The 15595-nt window shown below is 70.8% G+C and carries 16 protein-coding genes; 5 read left to right on the top strand and 11 right to left on the bottom strand.

Annotated elements, in window-relative coordinates; translation table 11 throughout:
- A partial coding sequence (locus R6V09_RS04505) for a glycoside hydrolase family 3 C-terminal domain-containing protein (protein WP_317880016.1) occupies positions 1–1566 on the top strand: 1566 nt, incomplete at its 5' end.
- 81 nt (positions 1567–1647) lie between these two features.
- Here the strand turns inward: R6V09_RS04505 and R6V09_RS04500 are convergent.
- Together R6V09_RS04500 and R6V09_RS04495 are read right to left on the bottom strand one after the other, a co-directional pair.
- Positions 1648–2619, bottom strand: a complete 972-nt coding sequence (locus tag R6V09_RS04500; protein WP_317880015.1) for an aldose epimerase family protein — start codon at positions 2617–2619, stop codon at positions 1648–1650.
- Between the two features lie 10 nt (positions 2620–2629).
- A complete protein-coding gene (locus R6V09_RS04495; RefSeq protein WP_317880014.1) occupies positions 2630–3535 on the bottom strand; it encodes an SGNH/GDSL hydrolase family protein in 906 nt (301 codons plus the stop codon).
- Positions 3536–3783: 248 nt separating this feature from the next.
- Here R6V09_RS04495 and R6V09_RS04490 point away from each other — a divergent pair, with 248 nt between their 5' ends.
- Positions 3784–4278 (top strand): DUF3145 domain-containing protein, encoded by a 495-nt coding sequence (locus R6V09_RS04490; RefSeq protein WP_317880013.1) that lies wholly within the window; start codon positions 3784–3786, stop codon positions 4276–4278.
- A 69-nt stretch (positions 4279–4347) separates the two neighbouring features.
- On the opposite strand, the gene R6V09_RS04485 is transcribed toward R6V09_RS04490, so the two are convergent.
- The 5 genes from R6V09_RS04485 to fasR all read right to left on the bottom strand — a co-directional run bounded on the left by R6V09_RS04485 (position 4348) and on the right by fasR (position 9320).
- Positions 4348–5619, bottom strand: a complete 1272-nt coding sequence (locus R6V09_RS04485) for a beta-ketoacyl-[acyl-carrier-protein] synthase family protein (RefSeq protein ID WP_317880012.1) — start codon at positions 5617–5619, stop codon at positions 4348–4350.
- 115 nt (positions 5620–5734) lie between these two features.
- Complete coding sequence (locus tag R6V09_RS04480) at positions 5735–5983, bottom strand: acyl carrier protein (RefSeq protein WP_200715295.1); 249 nt, start codon at positions 5981–5983, stop codon at positions 5735–5737.
- Between the two features lie 80 nt (positions 5984–6063).
- A complete protein-coding gene (locus tag R6V09_RS04475) occupies positions 6064–7062 on the bottom strand; it encodes a ketoacyl-ACP synthase III (RefSeq protein ID WP_317880011.1) in 999 nt (332 codons plus the stop codon).
- 18 nt (positions 7063–7080) lie between these two features.
- Positions 7081–8025: an ACP S-malonyltransferase gene (locus tag R6V09_RS04470; RefSeq protein ID WP_317880010.1), complete on the bottom strand. Its 945-nt coding sequence runs from the start codon at positions 8023–8025 to the stop codon at positions 7081–7083.
- An 89-nt stretch (positions 8026–8114) separates the two neighbouring features.
- On the bottom strand, positions 8115–9320 hold the full coding sequence (gene fasR / locus R6V09_RS04465; RefSeq protein ID WP_317880009.1) for a fatty acid biosynthesis transcriptional regulator FasR: 1206 nt from the start codon (positions 9318–9320) through the stop codon (positions 8115–8117).
- A gap of 242 nt (positions 9321–9562) precedes the next feature.
- Between fasR and R6V09_RS04460 the strand changes: the two genes are divergently transcribed.
- Complete coding sequence (locus R6V09_RS04460; RefSeq protein WP_317880021.1) at positions 9563–10213, top strand: pirin family protein; 651 nt, start codon at positions 9563–9565, stop codon at positions 10211–10213.
- Here the strand turns inward: R6V09_RS04460 and R6V09_RS04455 are convergent.
- Positions 10210–11043: a serine hydrolase domain-containing protein gene (locus R6V09_RS04455; protein ID WP_317880008.1), complete on the bottom strand. Its 834-nt coding sequence runs from the start codon at positions 11041–11043 to the stop codon at positions 10210–10212. The genes R6V09_RS04460 and R6V09_RS04455 overlap by 4 nt on opposite strands.
- A gap of 95 nt (positions 11044–11138) precedes the next feature.
- On the opposite strand from R6V09_RS04455, the gene R6V09_RS04450 reads away from it, so the two are divergent.
- Positions 11139–11603 carry a MerR family transcriptional regulator gene (locus tag R6V09_RS04450; protein WP_317880007.1) on the top strand — a complete coding sequence of 155 codons (465 nt, stop codon included), beginning with the start codon at positions 11139–11141 and terminating at the stop codon, positions 11601–11603.
- Complete coding sequence (locus tag R6V09_RS04445; RefSeq protein WP_317880006.1) at positions 11600–12616, top strand: aldo/keto reductase; 1017 nt, start codon at positions 11600–11602, stop codon at positions 12614–12616. Before R6V09_RS04450 ends, R6V09_RS04445 begins: the two co-directional genes overlap by 4 nt.
- Positions 12617–12664: 48 nt before the next feature.
- Here R6V09_RS04445 and R6V09_RS04440 read toward each other — a convergent pair whose 3' ends face one another.
- The 3 genes from R6V09_RS04440 to R6V09_RS04430 form a co-directional block, all read right to left on the bottom strand.
- The gene (locus R6V09_RS04440) at positions 12665–13513 is read right to left on the bottom strand and encodes a DUF4429 domain-containing protein (RefSeq protein ID WP_317880005.1); all 849 of its coding nucleotides are present in this window, start codon (positions 13511–13513) and stop codon (positions 12665–12667) included.
- A gap of 58 nt (positions 13514–13571) precedes the next feature.
- A complete protein-coding gene (locus R6V09_RS04435) occupies positions 13572–14804 on the bottom strand; it encodes an alpha/beta hydrolase (protein ID WP_317880004.1) in 1233 nt (410 codons plus the stop codon).
- An 83-nt stretch (positions 14805–14887) separates the two neighbouring features.
- A complete protein-coding gene (locus R6V09_RS04430) occupies positions 14888–15523 on the bottom strand; it encodes a TetR family transcriptional regulator (RefSeq protein WP_317880003.1) in 636 nt (211 codons plus the stop codon).
- Between the last annotated feature and the right edge of the window lie 72 nt (positions 15524–15595).

The following is a 15595-nucleotide window of genomic DNA, read 5'->3' as shown; positions in this document are numbered from 1 at the left end:
GAACCCGTCGTCGCGGAAGCCGAACTCCCGGCCCCCGTCGACGGCGAGGCGCTCGCCCGCGAGATCGCCCGCCGCTCCTTCGTCCTCGTGCGGAACCAGGACAACGCCCTTCCGCTGAAGCCGACTGGCACCGTCGCACTCATCGGCGCCGCCGCCCGCGACGCCCGCGTCCTCGGCGGCGGCTCCGCCACCGTCTTCCCGGCCCGGATCGTCTCCCCGCTCGACGGCCTCACCGCCGCCCTCCCCGAAGGCACCCTGAGCTACGCCGTCGGCGCCGACCCGAACACCGAACTCGCCGTCGCCGAGCGGGGGTTCACGCTGCGCGCGATCTGCCGGGACGCGGCGGGCCAGGTCATCGCGACCGTCTCCCTGCCCAACGGGCAGATCAAATGGGTGGGTTCGGACCTCCCCGAGGGCGTCACCCACGACACCCTCCACACCGTCGAACTCACCGGCACCTTCACCCCGCGCGCCACCGGCCCGCACACCTTCGGCATCAAGGGCATCGGCGCGTTCACCCTCACCGTCGACGGCACGACGCACTACGACGACGTCCAACGCCCGGCCAAGGACGACCCGTTCATCTCCTTCTTCGGCGCCCCCGAACCCCGAGCCCTCGTCGAACTCACCGCCGACACCCCCGTCGAGGTCTCACTGACCTACACCGTCGCCCGACCCGTCGGCATCCCCCTCCGGGTCGTCGGCTTCGCGCTCGCCCACCAGGAACCGCGGCGCGACCCCGACGAACTGATCGCCGAGGCAGTCGCGGCGGCCCGCGCCGCCGACACCGCCGTCGTCGTGGTCGCCACCACCGAGCGGGTGGAGTCGGAGGGCTACGACCGCACCGACCTCCGACTTCCCGGCCGCCAGGACGACTTGGTGCACGCCGTCGCCGCCGCCAACCCGAACACCGTCGTGATCGTCAACTCCGGTTCCCCGGTCGAACTGCCCTGGCGCGAGGAGGTCGCCGCCGTCCTGCTCGGCTGGTTCCCCGGCCAGGAGGCAGGCGCCGCCCTCGCCGACGTCCTCACCGGCACGCACGAACCCGGCGGCCGACTCCCCACCACCTGGGGCTCCCTCACCGACGCCCCGATCACCCAGGTCGTCCCCGAGAACGGTGAACTCCCGTACACCGAGGGCGTGTTCATCGGCTACCGCGCCTGGGAGAAGGCGGGCCGCATCCCGTCGTACCCCTTCGGACACGGCCTCGGCTACACCGACTGGAGCTACGACGCGATCGACGCGGAGAGCGAGGGCGGTGGTGTCGGTACGTCCGTCACCGTCCGTGTCACCAACTCCGGTGCCCGGCACGGCCGTGAGGTCGTCCAGCTCTATCTGGCCCCGACCGACCCCGACCCGGAGCGTCCGGCCCACTGGCTGGCCGGATTCGCCGGGGTCGAGGCGGGGCCCGGCGAGAGCGTCGAGGTGCGTGTCGAACTCCCGCGCCGATCTTTCGAGATCTGGGATGAGACGTCGAACTCGTGGGCAGTTGTAAAGGGTTCGTACGAGATCCACGCGGGGCGCTCGATCACGGACCGCAGGGTCTCCACGACGATTAACGTCTGAGCCGGGACAAGCTCCCCACAGACAGCCCCGGCCCGGGACCTGACCCCTGGGCCGGGGCTCATCACATTCCGGCCGGCCCGGTCAGCGGGCCGAGAAGCCGTACACCGTCTCCGAGCGGTAGACCTCGCCCGGGCGCAGCTCCGTGCTCGGGAACTCGGGGCGGTTCGGGGAGTCCGGGAAGTGCTGGGTCTCCAGGGCGACTCCGGCGCCCGGGGCGAACGGGTCGCTCAGATGGTCCCCGGTGTAGAGCTGGATGCCGGGCTCGGTCGTCGCGATCGTCAGCACCCGGCCGGACGCCGGGTCGTGCAGCTCGGCGATCTCGACGGGAGCCGGGGTCAGGCCCTTGTCGAGCGCGAAGTTGTGGTCGTAACCGGTGCCGACCTTCCGTGACTCGCGGAAGTCGAAGCGGGTGCCCGTCACGTCGTCGAGCACGCCGGTCGGGATCAGATCGGCGTCGACCGGGGTGAACCGCGAGGCGGCGAGCCGCAGTTCGTGCCCGCCCGCGCCGCCGGAGCCGCTCAGATCGAAGTAGCTGTGGTTCGTGAGGTTCACGATTGTCGGCGCGTCCGTCGTCGCCTCGTAGGCGATGCGCAGCGCGCCCGACGCGTCCAGCGTGTACGTCGCCGAGACGTCGAGGCGCCCGGGGAAGCCCTCCTCGCCGTGCCCGCTGACCCGGCTCAGCCGCACCCCGTGCTCGATCGGCTCGACGTCCCACACCCGCTTGTCGAAGCCGTACTCGCCGCCGTGCAGGGAGTTGGGCGCGTTGTTCCGCGCCAGTGCGTACGTCACGCCCTCCAGCGGGAAACGGCCGCCCGCGATCCGGTTCGCGTACCGCCCCACCAGCGCGCCGAGATACGGCTCCGGGTGGGCGAGATAGCCGTCCAGACCGGCGAACCCGAGCACCACGTCCGCCGTACGGCCCGCCCGGTCCGGCACCTCCACCGACTGCACGATCCCGCCGTACGACAGCACCCGCACCCGCACGCCCGCCCGCTCCAGGTCCCAGCGGTGCACGGGCGTGCCGTCGGGAAGGGTGCCGAAAAGTTCGCTCATGAGGGAAACCCTAGGTCACGGGTTCGCGTGCGGTGATCCGCTGGTAGGCCATCGCCGCGAGCCGCGCCTGGCCGTCCTTGCTCGGATGGAACCAGTCCCAGTGGCTCAACTGGTCCGTGCCGAAGCGGTAGTCGTAGACCGCGCCCCCGTCGAAACGGCAGCGCACATCCGTCGCGCACACCTGCTCCAGGACCTTGTTGTACGCCTCCACCCGGTCCTGCACCGTGTCCCGCCGCTCGGTCGCCGCCGAGTCCAGGGCGTCCGCGTCGGCCAGCATCGACGGGCAGATCCCCAGCTTCCACACCGCCTTGCCCATCGGGTTCGTCCGCCCCTGCGACCAGAGCCGCTTGAGATTCGGCACGCTCGCGACGTACACCTGCGTCTTCGGCAGCGCCCGGCGCAGGGACCTCAGCGAGGCCTCGAACTCGGTACGGAAGTCGGCGACCGAGGTCATCGCCGAGGCCGAGGCCCGGCAGGCGTCGTTGGCCCCCACCATCACCGTGACCAACTGCGGCTTGCGGGCGACCGCCTGGGCGATCTGGCCGGACAGGTCGGCCATCCGCGCGCCGGTCTCCGCGTAGTTCCAACTCCGCTCGGCCGCGCCCGTCTTCCCCAGCAGCCGTACGGCGAGACTGTCGACCGAGGCCTCGCTGCCCGTCGCCCAGGACACCTCCGGGCAGTCCGACAGGACCGTACAGGCGTCGAAACCACGGGTGATGGAGTCACCGACCGCCGCGACCGAGGACGGGCTGCGGTCCCAGAGCGGGCTGGGGGAGGGCTTCGCCTCGGCCGCCGTACCGCTCTTGCTGTGGGCGCCGGAGGACGCGCCCCCGCCCGCGTCACAGCCGGCCGCGCCCAGCACGGCAGCCGTCACGACGGCGAGCGCGGCCCGTGAACGACGACGTCGCATTCGCATGTTGAGACCCATCCCCTCCATAACGGTCTCAACCCATAACAACGCGCCAGGGTTCCCATCCGCGTCCGATGCAACGGCTCACCCCCGTACAAGCGTCCCCCTGGGTGAATGGCAGGGTTTCCTGGCACCGGGAGGGACGGTACGTCACACTCCGCGCGTCGCCGCACGGTAGCCTCGCCCTCAACGTGGCTGCCCTGCCGCCGCCGTTTGCCAGTCAGCAAGATGCCCCGCTCTGTCCGGAGGTCCCGGTGACGACACGTGGAGTTCTGTACGTGCACTCCGCGCCGCGCGCGCTGTGCCCGCACGTCGAGTGGGCCGTCGCCGGGGTGCTCGGCACACGCGTCAGCCTCGACTGGATCCGTCAGCCCGCCGCGCCCGGAACATGGCGCTCCGAATTCTCCTGGCAGGCGGAGGCGGGAACGGCGTCCAAGCTGGCGTCGGCCCTCCGCGGCTGGCACCTCCTCCGCTTCGAGGTCACCGCCGAGCCCTGCCCCACCGCCGAGGGCGAGCGCTACAGCTGCACCCCCGAACTCGGCATCTTCCACGCCGTCACCGGCATCCACGGCGACATCCTCATCCCCGAGGACCGCCTCCGCGCCGCCCTGACCCGCTCCCAACAGGGCGAGACCGACCTGGAAGCAGACATCGCCAAGCTCCTCGGCAAGCCATGGGACGACGAGTTGGAGCCGTTCAGGTACGCGGGCGAGGGCGCACCGGTGCGGTGGCTGCACCAGGTGGTCTGACGTTTCGTTCCGCACACGCCGAGGGCCCCCACCGGTTGGTGGGGGCCCTCGGCGTCGTACAGGAAGTTCTCAGACCGTCCGGAACGCCAGCACCACGTTGTGCCCACCGAACCCGAACGAGTCGTTCAGGGCGGCGATACGGCCCTCGACCGGCAGCTTGCGGGCCTCGCCGCGGACGACGTCCGCGTTGGCCTCCGCCTCCGGGTCGAGGTTGTCGACGTTGATGGTCGGCGGGGCGATGCGGTTGTAGAGGGCGAGGACGGTCGCGACCGACTCGACGCCGCCCGCGCCACCCAGCAGGTGACCGGTCATCGACTTGGTCGCGGAGACCGCCATGTGGTCGGCGTCGTCGCCGAACACCTTCCGCAGCGCCTTCAGTTCGGCCACGTCACCGGCCGGCGTCGAGGTCGCGTGCGCGTTCACGTGCACGATCTCCGCCGCGTCCAGGTCGGTGTTGTCCATCAGGTGCTTCAGGGCCTGCGAGATACCGCGCCCCTCCGGCTCCGGCTGCACGATGTCGTGGCCGTCGGCGGAGATGCCCTGCCCGACCGCCTCCGCGTACACCCGGGCACCGCGCTGTGCGGCGTGCTCGGCGGACTCCAGGACCAGGACGCCGGCGCCCTCGCCGAGGACGAAGCCGTCGCGGGCGGTGTCGTAGGGACGCGAGGCGCCCTGCGGGTCGTCGTTGTTCTTGGACATCGCCATCATGTTGCCGAACGCGGCGATGGGGAGGGGGTGGATGGCCGCCTCCGTGCCACCGGCGACGACGACGTCGGCGCGGCCGGTGCGGATCATCTCGATGGCGTAGCCGATGGCCTCGGCGCCGGAGGCGCACGCGGAGACCGGCGTGTGCACGCCGGCGCGGGCGCCGACGAGCAGACCCACGTTGGCGGACGGGCCGTTCGGCATCAGCATGGGGACGGTGTGCGGGGAGACGCGGCGGACGCCCTTCTCCTTGAGCACGTCGTACTGGTCGAGGAGGGTCGTCACACCGCCGATGCCGGAGGCGATGACGGTGCCGAGGCGGTCGGGGTCGACGGCGGGGTCCTCACCGGCCTTGTCGGTGAAGCCGGCGTCGGCCCACGCCTCCTTGGCCGCGATCAGCGCGAACTGCGCCGAGCGGTCAAGACGGCGGGCCTGCGGACGCGGGATGACCTCGGAGGGGTCGACTGCGGCCGGCGCGGCGATACGGACCGCCTGCTCGGCGGCCCAGTCCTGCTCCAGGGCCTTCACACCGGACTTGCCGGCGATCAGACCCTCCCAGGTCGAGGCTGCGTCGCCACCCAGCGGTGTGGTTGCGCCGATACCGGTGACGACCACGGTGCGATTGGTCGGGCTCACGGGAATTCTCTCTCCAACGGTACGAGGATTAAGCGGCGCCACCGCCGGGTGGCGGGGCCATGCAGCCGGGCCTATGGGGTGGCTCGGGCCTGGTGGTCCGGGCCTAAGGGGTGGCTCAGGCCTGGTTCTTGAGGATGTAGTCGGTCGCGTCGCCGACCGTCTTGAGGTTCTTGACGTCCTCGTCGGGGATCTTGACGTCGAAGCGCTCTTCAGCGGCGACGACGACCTCGACCATGGACAGCGAGTCGACGTCCAGGTCGTCGGTGAAGGACTTGTCCAGCTGGACGTCCTCAACCGGGATGCCGGCGATCTCGTTCACGATGTCGGCGAGACCGGCGACGATCTCTTCCTGAGTGGCGGCCATGTCAGGCGCTCCTTCTTTGTGATCCAGAGGGTGTGGCGGTGCTTCCGGTCCGGATCCGATGATGATCCGGCACGGAGTGCCTAGGGGAGGGTAACGACCGTCGCGGCGTACACGAGACCCGCCCCGAAGCCGATGACGAGCGCGGTGTCGCCGCTCTTCGCCTCGCCGGTCGCCAGAAGCCGCTCCATAGCGAGCGGAATCGAGGCGGCCGAGGTGTTGCCGGTGGTGCGTACGTCACGCGCGACCGTGACGTGCTCCGGCAGTTTCAGCGTCTTCACCATCGAGTCGATGATCCGCTCGTTGGCCTGGTGGGGAATGAAGACATCCAGGTCGTCCGGGGTGATCCCGGCCGCGTCCAGCGCCTGCTGGGCGACCTTCGCCATCTCGAACACGGCCCAGCGGAACACCGCCTGGCCCTCCTGCGTGATCGCAGGGAACTTGCCCGTGCTGTCGTACTCGGTCCACGGCACGGTCTGCTTGATGGTGTCGGACTTGTCGCCCTCCGAGCCCCACACGGTCGGGCCGATGTGCGGCTCCTTCGCGGGGCCCACGACGACCGCGCCCGCGCCGTCGCCGAACAGGAAGGCCGTCGCGCGGTCCTCCAGGTCGGTCAGGTCGGACAGCCGCTCCACGCCGATGACGAGCACGTACTCCGCGCTGCCCTCGATGACCATGCCCTTGGCGAGGGTCAGGCCGTAGCCGAAGCCGGCGCAGCCCGCCGAGATGTCGAACGCGGCGGCCTTGTTCGTGCCCAGCTTGTCGGCGATCTCCGTCGCCACGGCCGGGGTCTGCTTGAAGTGCGAGACCGTGGCCACGATCACGCCGCCGATCTGCTCGGCGGAGATCCCCGCGTCCGCGATCGCCTTGCCGGACGCCTCGATGGACATCGCGGCGACGGTCTCCTCGTCGTTCGCCCAGTGCCGCGTCTCGATGCCCGAGCGCGAGCGGATCCACTCGTCGGACGAGTCGATCGTCTCCAGGATCACCTCGTTCGGCACGACCCGGACCGGACGGTAGCCGCCCACGCCGAGGATGCGCGCGTACGGTGCGCCCTTGCTCGGCCTGATCTTCGTCGACATGTTCCTACGGCTCCTTCTTCAGGCGTTGGCGCCCGCTGCGTCAGCAGCAGAATCGGGCGCAGCTGCGATGAGCTCGCGGGCCGCGTCGAGGTCGTCGGGGGTCTTCAGGGCCAGCGTCTTGACGCCGGGCAGGGCGCGCTTGGCGAGGCCGGTCAGGGTGCCGCCGGGGCACACCTCCAGGAGCGCGGTGACACCGAGCTCCTTGAAGGTCTCCATGCACAGGTCCCAGCGGACCGGGTTGGCGACCTGGCCGACGAGGCGGTCCAGCACCTCGGCGCCGGTGGCGACCGCCTTGCCGTCCTTGTTCGAGACGTACGTCAACTTCGGGTCGGCGGGCGTCAGTTCACGCGCGGCCTCGGCGAGCGCGTCGACCGCCGGGCCCATGTGCTCGGTGTGGAACGCGCCGGCCACCTTCAGCGCCACGACCCGGCGCACGCCCTCGGGCTTGTCGGCCTCCAGGGCGGCGATCTGCTCCAGCGTGCCGGCGGCCACGATCTGGCCCGCGCCGTTCACATTGGCCGGGGTCAGGCCCAGCTTCTCCAGGTGCGCGACGGTCGTGTCGTGATCCCCGCCGAGCAGCGCGGCCATCCCGGTCGCGGTGATCGCGGCGGCCTCGGCCATCGCCAGACCACGCTTGCGTACGAGGGCCAGGGCGGCCGTGTCGTCGAGGACACCGGCGAAGACGGCGGCGGTGATCTCGCCGACGCTGTGACCGGCGACGGCGCCCGGGGACACCTCGCCGAGCGCGGTCGCGGAGACCAGTCCGGCGGCGACCAGCAGCGGCTGGGCGACGGCGGTGTCGCGGATCTCGTCCGCGTCGGCCTTCGTGCCGTAGTGCACCAGATCGAGGCCGATGGCGGCCGACAGGGCACGCAGACGGTCCTCGACACCGGGGAGGTCGAGCCAGGGAGTCAGGAAGCCGGGCGTCTGGGCGCCCTGGCCGGGAGCGACGAGTACGAGCACTCTCACACTCTCTCTTGGGGACGGGCACAGCCGCCCGTGGGGACAGGGACGAAGAACACGAGGGGGTTTTGTGGGGCCCCGACAAAAACCTAGGTCTGGAGATCTCCATCGGCCAGACGCCCCAGGATCAGCGCGATCCGCAGCGTGAACGCGGACCGTACATCGGACGGCGACCAGCCGGTGACGTCAGTCACACGTCGAAGCCGGTAGCGCACGGTGTTGGGATGGACGAACAGCATGCGCGCCGCACCTTCGAGACTACTCGCCTGCTCCAGATAGACACTGAGTGTCTCCAGGAGCGCGGACCCGGCCTCCTCCAGTGGTCTGTAGATCTCCTCCACCAACTGGTCGCGCGCACTGGGGTCACCGGCCATCGCGCGTTCCGGAAGCAGGTCGTCCGCCAGTACCGGGCGCGGTGCGTCCTGCCAGGCGGAGCAGGCCTTGAGCCCGGCTGCGGCGGCCTGCGCGGACCGGGTCGCGGCCAGCAGATCGGGCACGATCGGGCCGGCCACGACGGGTCCGGCCGCGTAAGGGCCGATCAGCGACTTGGCGACGGCGAGGGGATTGTCGTTGCCGCCGGCGATGACGACGAGCCGGTCGCCGAGCACGCCGGTCAGCACCTGGAGCTTGGCGTGCCGGGCGGCCCGCCGGATCGCCTCGACGGTCAGCTCGCTGTCGCCGTCGGGCGCGGTGCCCAGGACGACACACACGTGCTCCGGTGAGTTCCACCCGAGCGCGGCGGCCCGGGAGACGGCTCCTTCGTCGGCCTCACCGCTCAGCACGGCGTTCACGACCAGCGACTCCAGCCGCGCGTCCCACGCGCCGCGCGCCTCGGCGGCCTGCGCGTACACCTGGGCGGTCGCGAAGGCGATCTCGCGGGCGTACACGAGGAGCGCCTCGCGAAGGATGGATTCGTCGCCGGGTGCCGCCACCTCGTCGATCGCGGACTCCATGACCTCGATGGTCGTCCGCACCATCTCCACGGTCTGGCGGAGGGTGATCGCCCTGGTCAACTCGCGGGGCGCCGTACCGAAGACGTCGGTGGAGATGGCCTGCGGCGCGTCCGGATGCCGGAACCACTCGGTGAACGCGGCGATACCGGCCTGCGCGACCAGCCCGATCCAGGAACGGTTCTCCGGTGGCATCGCCCGGTACCACGGCAGCGTCTCGTCCATGCGCGCGATGGCCTGGGCGGCGAGACTCCCGGACGACTGCTCCAGCCGCTTGAGTGTCGCCGGGTGCGAGTGGGCGCGGGGGGCAGGGGCTGCGGGTCTGGTGGTTTCGGGTTCGGGCACGGAACAAGACTGCCTTATCCGGTACGGGGCGGTCGCCCTCGGGGCGGGCACCTCCTTTGGTTCGGTCGCCTTCGGGGCGCCTGAAGCCGGTGTCGAGAGGCCCACCGTGCTCAGCCCTTCGGGCCTCCGCGCGCTGGGGCTCTCGACACCGGCGCGCCCCTACGGCTCCCTCTCGGCCGACGCGTGGGGACAGTGCGAGTTGGTGGGCCCGCGCCGTCGGCGGCACTACCGTGGTGGGCGTGATGGATGTACGGCGCTCCGCCGAGCGGTACTCAGGGGGTGACCCGCAGGCAGGGATCCAGTCGTGGCACGCGTTTTCCTTCGGGCCGCACTACGACCCCGACAATCTCCGGTTCGGTGCGGTCATCGCCTGCAACGAGGAGCGGCTCGCCCCGGGTGCCGGGTTCGGCGAACACCCGCACAGCCACACCGAGATCGTCACGTGGGTGGTGGAGGGGGAGCTCAGCCATCGCGACTCCACGGGGCAGCTGACGCGGGTGCGGCCCGGTGATGTGCAGCGCCTCAGTTCGGCGGCCGGGGTGCGGCACGTCGAGCGCAACGACAGCGACTCGCCCCTGACCTTCGTGCAGATGTGGCTGGCCCCGCTGGAGCCCGGCGGCGAACCGTCCTACGAGATCGTCCACGGCATCGCCGACTCCACCCCGTACGCGGTGCCGGAGGCCGGCGCGATGCTGCATGTGCGGCGGCTGGTCCCGGGCGAGCGCACGGCCGTACCGGACGCGGTGCATGTGTATGTGCATGTGGTGCGCGGTGAAGTGCGGCTGGGGGGAGCGGAGTTGGGGCCCGGGGACGCCGCCCGGATCACGGATGCGCGGGACTTGGTGGTGGAGGCGGCGACCGGGGCTGAGCTGCTGATGTGGGAGATGCTTTAGGGGGTGGGGAGTTCGGTGAGTTCGGTGAGTACCGCGTCCGTGAACACCGGCCATGCCTCCGTCGCCCACGAGCCGAACGCGCGGTCCGTCAGCGCCACGCAGGCCGCGCCCGCCGTCGGGTCGACCCACAGGAACGTACCGGACTGGCCGAAGTGGCCGAAGGTGCGCGGGGAGGACGAACTGCCCGTCCAGTGCGGGGACTTGGAGTCGCGGATCTCGAAGCCCAGGCCCCAGTCGTTGGGGTTCTGGTGGCCGTAGCCCGGCAGGACTCCCTTGGTGCCGGGGTACTGGACCGTCATCGCCTCGGCGACCGTACGGGGGTCGAGGAGGCGGGGGGTCTGGAGTTCGGCGGCGAAGCGGAGGAGGTCGTCGACCGTCGAGATCCCGTCCTTCGCCGGGGAGCCGTCGAGAGTCGTTGAGTTCATGCCCAGGGGGGCGAGGACCGCCTGGTGCAGGTACTCCGCGAACGGGATCTCCGTCGCCTTCGCGATGTGGTCGCCGAGCTGCTCGAAGCCCGCGTTCGAGTACAGGCGGCGCTGTCCGGGGGGCGCCGTCACGCGGTGTTCGTCGAAGGCCAGGCCCGAGGTGTGGGCGAGGAGATGGCGGACCGTGGCGCCGGGCGGGCCCGCCGGTTCGTCCAGCTCGATCGCGCCCTCCTCGTACGCGACGAGGACGGCGTAGGCTGCGAGCGGCTTGGTGACCGAGGCGAGCGGGAAGCGGTGGCCGGTCGGGCCGCGGGTCCCGAGGAGGGTTCCGTCGGCTCGTACGACACCTGCTGCCGCGGTCGGCACCGGCCAGTTCTCGATCAACGCGAGGCTCTGCAAGGACATGCCGTCGAGCCTAAGCGCTCGGTCTCGGGCGTCCTGCCGATTTCTTGCCGGTTCCGCTTGCTTCGAGTGCACTCCAAGGCCATAGCGTGGTGGTCATGACGGTGATGGAGACCACGGGTACCAGGACCGACAGCTGCGCGGGCCCGCCGCAGGGCGAGCGGCGTCCGGACGGCGCGGACAACTACACGATCAGCGAGGTCGTCGCCTTCACCGGCCTGACGGCACACACCCTGCGCTGGTACGAGCGCATCGGGCTGATGCCGCACATCGACCGCTCGCACACCGGCCAGCGCCGCTACTGCAACCGCGACCTCGACTGGCTCGACCTCGTCGGCAAGCTCCGCCTGACCGGCATGCCGGTCGCCGACATGGTCCGCTACGCCGAGCTGGTGCGCGAGGGCGACCACACCTACGGCGACCGCTTCGAACTCCTCGAAGCCACCCGCCGGGACGTCCTGGCCCGGATCGCCGAACTGCAGGACACCCTCGCCGTACTCGACCGGAAGATCGCCTTCTACGGCGAGGCCGGCCACGCATACGAGAAGGAGAAAGCCGGATGACCGACCCCACGATCCCGACCGCACGGCTCGGTGCCGATGGCCCCGAGGTCGGCGTCCAGGGCCTCGGCTGCATGGGCATGAGCTTCGCCTACGGTCCCCCCGACGCGAAGGAGTCGCTGGCCACCCTGGACCGGGCGCTGGAGCTCGGCGTGACCTTGTACGACACGGCGGACATGTACGGCGCGGGGGAGAACGAGCGGTTCCTCTCGCCGTTCTTCAAGGCGCACCGCGACGAGGTCGTCGTCGCCACCAAGTTCGCCCTGTCCACCCCGCCCGGCGAGCCGGACCGGCGAGTCATCCGCAACGACCGGCCCTACATCCGCCAGGCCGTCGAGGCGAGCCTGCGGCGTCTCGACATCGACGTCATCGACCTCTACTACATGCACCGCCGCGACCCGGCCGTCCCCATCGAGGAGACCGTCGGCGCGATGGCGGAGCTGGTGCGCGAGGGCAAGGTCAGGCACCTCGGGCTGAGCGAGATCACGGGCGCGGAACTGCGGGCCGCGCACACCGTGCACCCGATCGCCGCCGTGCAGTCGGAGTGGTCGCTGTTCAGCCGGGACGTCGAGACCAGCCTCGTCGGAGCGGCCGTCGAGCTGGGCTCGGCCGTCGTGCCGTACTCGCCGCTCGGCCGCGGCTTCCTCACCGGCTCCTTCGCCAACGCCGAACAGGACCTGACGGAGGGCGACTTCCGCCGTTCGCAGCCCCGCTTCACCGGCGAGAACGCGGCGGCCAACGCGGCGCTCCTGGAACCGATCCGCACGGTCGCCGAGGCCCACGGCGCCTCCCTCGGCCAGATCGCCCTGGCCTGGGTGCAGCAGCGGGCCCAGGTCCACGGCCTTCCGGTGGTCCCGATCCCGGGCACGACCAAGCGCACCCGGGTGGAGGAGAACACGGCGGCGGCCGGCATCGTCCTCACGGATGACGAGCTGACCTTGCTGGAGCCGATCGCGGGAAAGGTGGCGGGGGACCGCTACGCGGACATGACGTTCGCCTCCACCAGCAGGGAGTAGTGCAGAGGGGCGCGGGGAACTGCGCGACCAGCCACGACGGACCCGCAGCTAAAGCTCAGCCAGCAGCTCCGCTTTCTTCACGGTGAACTCCTCATCCGTCACCAGCCCCGCCGCATGCAACTCCCCAAGATGCCGAATCCGCTCGGCGATATCCGCAGGGTCACGCCGAGCGGCCGGGATCACAGCCGTGGGACGCGCGGAGCGAACGGCGGAAAGGACCGCCGCCGCGAACGGCAACGACTCGTGCACCGGCCCGTATCCCAGCCCGAACACCACGGCCGCCGGATCCTGATCCACCGGCACCAGCGGCGCAGCCCCCCGCAGCAGCCGTAGATGACCCTCGAAGACCTCGGGGGAGCGCCACTCGACCCCGTTCAGGTCGGCGACCGGAAAGCTCTGGTCGCCGGCCTTCCACTTCGCCGACGAGGCGCCCGTCCAGAACCAGCGGAAGGACACCGTCCTCCCGTCGAAGGACGCCTTCCCGTCGTACGCCTTGAACCGCAGCGGCACTTCGGGCGCGGCCACCAGGAACCGTTCGGCCGGCCCGCGGTCCTGTTTCAGCTGCGCGCGCAACTCGTCGGCGTAGTACTCGGCGAGGGTCTCGCGCTCGGCCGGCAGTACCAGCTGATAGGGGTCGCTGCCCTCCTTCAGCTGGCCCGCCGCCACCTCCATGAGCGGGTCGGCGCCCGGGCGCGGCACGAGGCGCAGGACGACGGTGCCGCGTCTGCCGGGGGTGAGCGTCACGGTCTCGATCGCCTCGAAGGGGATCCAGCGTTCACCGAGTGCCTGGAACAGCTTGGGTGTTCGGATGCCCCGTTCGTAGCGGATGCGCACGAAGTCGGACTCGAACTCCCAAGCGGCGTGAAATCCGGCCAGTACGTCACCCATGCGGCTCATCGTAGGCGGCACACACTCCTCCGTCCCATCCCCGCGCAGACCGCACTTCCTGCTGTTTCTACGCGCGTCCGGCCGCCTCGGCGGCGGACAAACCCTCTCGACAGGTGTCGGTGTCGTGCGCGCACGACACCGCGTCGTACGCGCCAACCCCGATGTCGGCGAAATTGGCGAGGCTGTCGGTACCCGCCGCGAAGTAGCCGGTGTGACCCTCGGCGTCCTTCGCGGCCAGCACCCGCGCGCCGAACGCCCTGGACACCGGGTCCTCGCCGTGCCCGAGACCGCCGACCTCCATGTACGGCACGTCCTGGATCCAGTCGTCGGCGTCCCGCATCGCCCACACCCGGGCAAGGGTGTGCAGGTGGGAGGCGTTCGAGGCACGCATACCGGGACTGCCGGCCACCGCGATGTCGGTCACCCGGACCGGCAGTTCGTGCGCGGCGACCCCGCACACCACCGAGCCGTAGCTGTGGCAGAACAGGGCGACCTGAGAGCTGCCGGGCAGCGCCCGCAGGAGCGCGTTCAGCCGTACGGCGCCGGCCTCGGCGCGCCCCGCGGTGGCCGAGTCGATGCCCAGGCCACCGGGCGCCGTGTAGTCGGCCCAGGCGATGACGGCCGTCCGCGTACCGGCCTTGTCCGTCGCGGACTTGGCCGTGTTCTCGGCCGCGTACAGGTTCTCGGCCATGCCGACCGGTGCCGAGTAGCTCTTGTTCGTCTTCTGGAAGGTCAGCAGGTCGGTGTCGACGCCGGGCACGATGACCGAGACACGCTGCGCGGTGTCCAGGTCGCCGAAGACCTCGGCGATCCGGCCCGAACCCTCGGGGTCGAAGGCCAGGATGTGGCGGTCCCCGCTCATCAGCGCCTCGAAGCGGTGCATGAGGCGGCCCGCCTCCTGCTTGCCGTAGGGCGTGAGGCGGCTGTCGTGCATGCGCTTCTTCTCGACCTTGCGGGCCTGGTCGAGGGCGATGTGGTTGGCGCGGTAGCGCAGCTGGACCGGAGCGCCGTTCATGTTGCCGACCGCGAGGGGGTAGCGGTGCGCGAGACGTGTGCGCTGCTGTGCGGTGAGCGAGGCGAAGAAGCGGGCCAGCCGGGTCGGGGAGGCGTCCGGGTCGGGCAGCTCGCGCCCGTTCATGTGGCCGTGCTCCCAAGCGGAGAGGGAGGCCTGAAGCGCCGTTTTCCCGGGTTGGCTGCGCACCGCGGTCCAGCCGGTGGTCGCCAGCATCACGAACACCACGGCCAGCGCGGCCATCGCGCGCCAGGCGTTCAGCGTGGGGGAGGAGTCGAAGGAAGTCACTGGGAGGACACACTAGGAGAACGAGAGGGTCTCGCGTTAACCGAGTGGCGGGGATCACGTTTCAGCGGTACGTGATGAGGAACTCAGTACGACTCGCTCGTGCGCCAGTTCCCGGCGAGTGCCGGTCCCACCCCGTCGAGGTAGGCGGCCGTCAGCTCCCGCATCGCCTCGATGCTGAGGTCGTCCCCCGCGATCCACAACCGCTCCACCACCCGCATCACCCCGCCGAACACCGCCACCACCAGCCGCGGCCGTGGGTCGGTGTCCACGTCGAGCCCCTCGCGCTCGGCGACGATCCGCGCCAGCTCCTCCTCCAGTTCCATCGAGCGCCGCAGATGCGCCGCGAGCAGTCCCGGCGTGGACTCGATGACCCGGTAGGTGCGCATGTGCAGGTCCAGCGGTACGACCTGCTGGATGGCCTCGTTGATGGTGTCCCAGCTCTCCAGCACGGCCCGGCGCAGCGCCTCCAGCGGGGCCTCGTGCGGCGGGCGGGCGCGGACGGCCTCGACGAAGTGCGTCTCGGTGAGCCGGGGCACGAAGAAGGCGGCCTCCTCCTTGCTCGCGAAGTAGCGGAAGAAGGTGCGCTGCGAGACGTCGACGGCCTCGGCGATCTCGTCGACCGTGGTCTGTTCGTAGCCCTTGGTCGTGAACAGTTCGAGGGCGGCGTGCAGCAGCGCGTCCCGCGTGCGGGCCTTCTTGCGCTCGCGCAGTGTCTCCATGCCGTTCTCCTCGCGATTGTTGACAGTCGCCGACATCTGAACCTGTTTGTCAACTGTCAGCGGCTGACACTA

It is taken from the genome of Streptomyces sp. W16, assembly GCF_033194735.1.
Classification (GTDB): Bacteria; Actinomycetota; Actinomycetes; order Streptomycetales; family Streptomycetaceae; genus Streptomyces.
Note: the sequence above shows the minus strand (reverse complement) of the source record. Positions and strands in the feature narration are given on the sequence as shown.

Coding starts and splice junctions, on each gene's coding strand:
- R6V09_RS04450 (WP_317880007.1), top strand. CDS start 11,139: ATGACGGTGATGGAGACCACGGGTACCAGGACCGACAGCTGCGCGGGC.
- R6V09_RS04440 (WP_317880005.1), bottom strand. CDS start 13,513: ATGAGCCGCATGGGTGACGTACTGGCCGGATTTCACGCCGCTTGGGAG.
- R6V09_RS04480 (WP_200715295.1), bottom strand. CDS start 5,983: ATGGCCGCCACTCAGGAAGAGATCGTCGCCGGTCTCGCCGACATCGTG.
- R6V09_RS04495 (WP_317880014.1), bottom strand. CDS start 3,535: ATGCGAATGCGACGTCGTCGTTCACGGGCCGCGCTCGCCGTCGTGACG.
- R6V09_RS04460 (WP_317880021.1), top strand. CDS start 9,563: ATGGATGTACGGCGCTCCGCCGAGCGGTACTCAGGGGGTGACCCGCAG.
- R6V09_RS04455 (WP_317880008.1), bottom strand. CDS start 11,043: ATGTCCTTGCAGAGCCTCGCGTTGATCGAGAACTGGCCGGTGCCGACC.
- R6V09_RS04475 (WP_317880011.1), bottom strand. CDS start 7,062: ATGTCGACGAAGATCAGGCCGAGCAAGGGCGCACCGTACGCGCGCATC.
- R6V09_RS04445 (WP_317880006.1), top strand. CDS start 11,600: ATGACCGACCCCACGATCCCGACCGCACGGCTCGGTGCCGATGGCCCC.
- R6V09_RS04430 (WP_317880003.1), bottom strand. CDS start 15,523: ATGGAGACACTGCGCGAGCGCAAGAAGGCCCGCACGCGGGACGCGCTG.
- R6V09_RS04500 (WP_317880015.1), bottom strand. CDS start 2,619: ATGAGCGAACTTTTCGGCACCCTTCCCGACGGCACGCCCGTGCACCGC.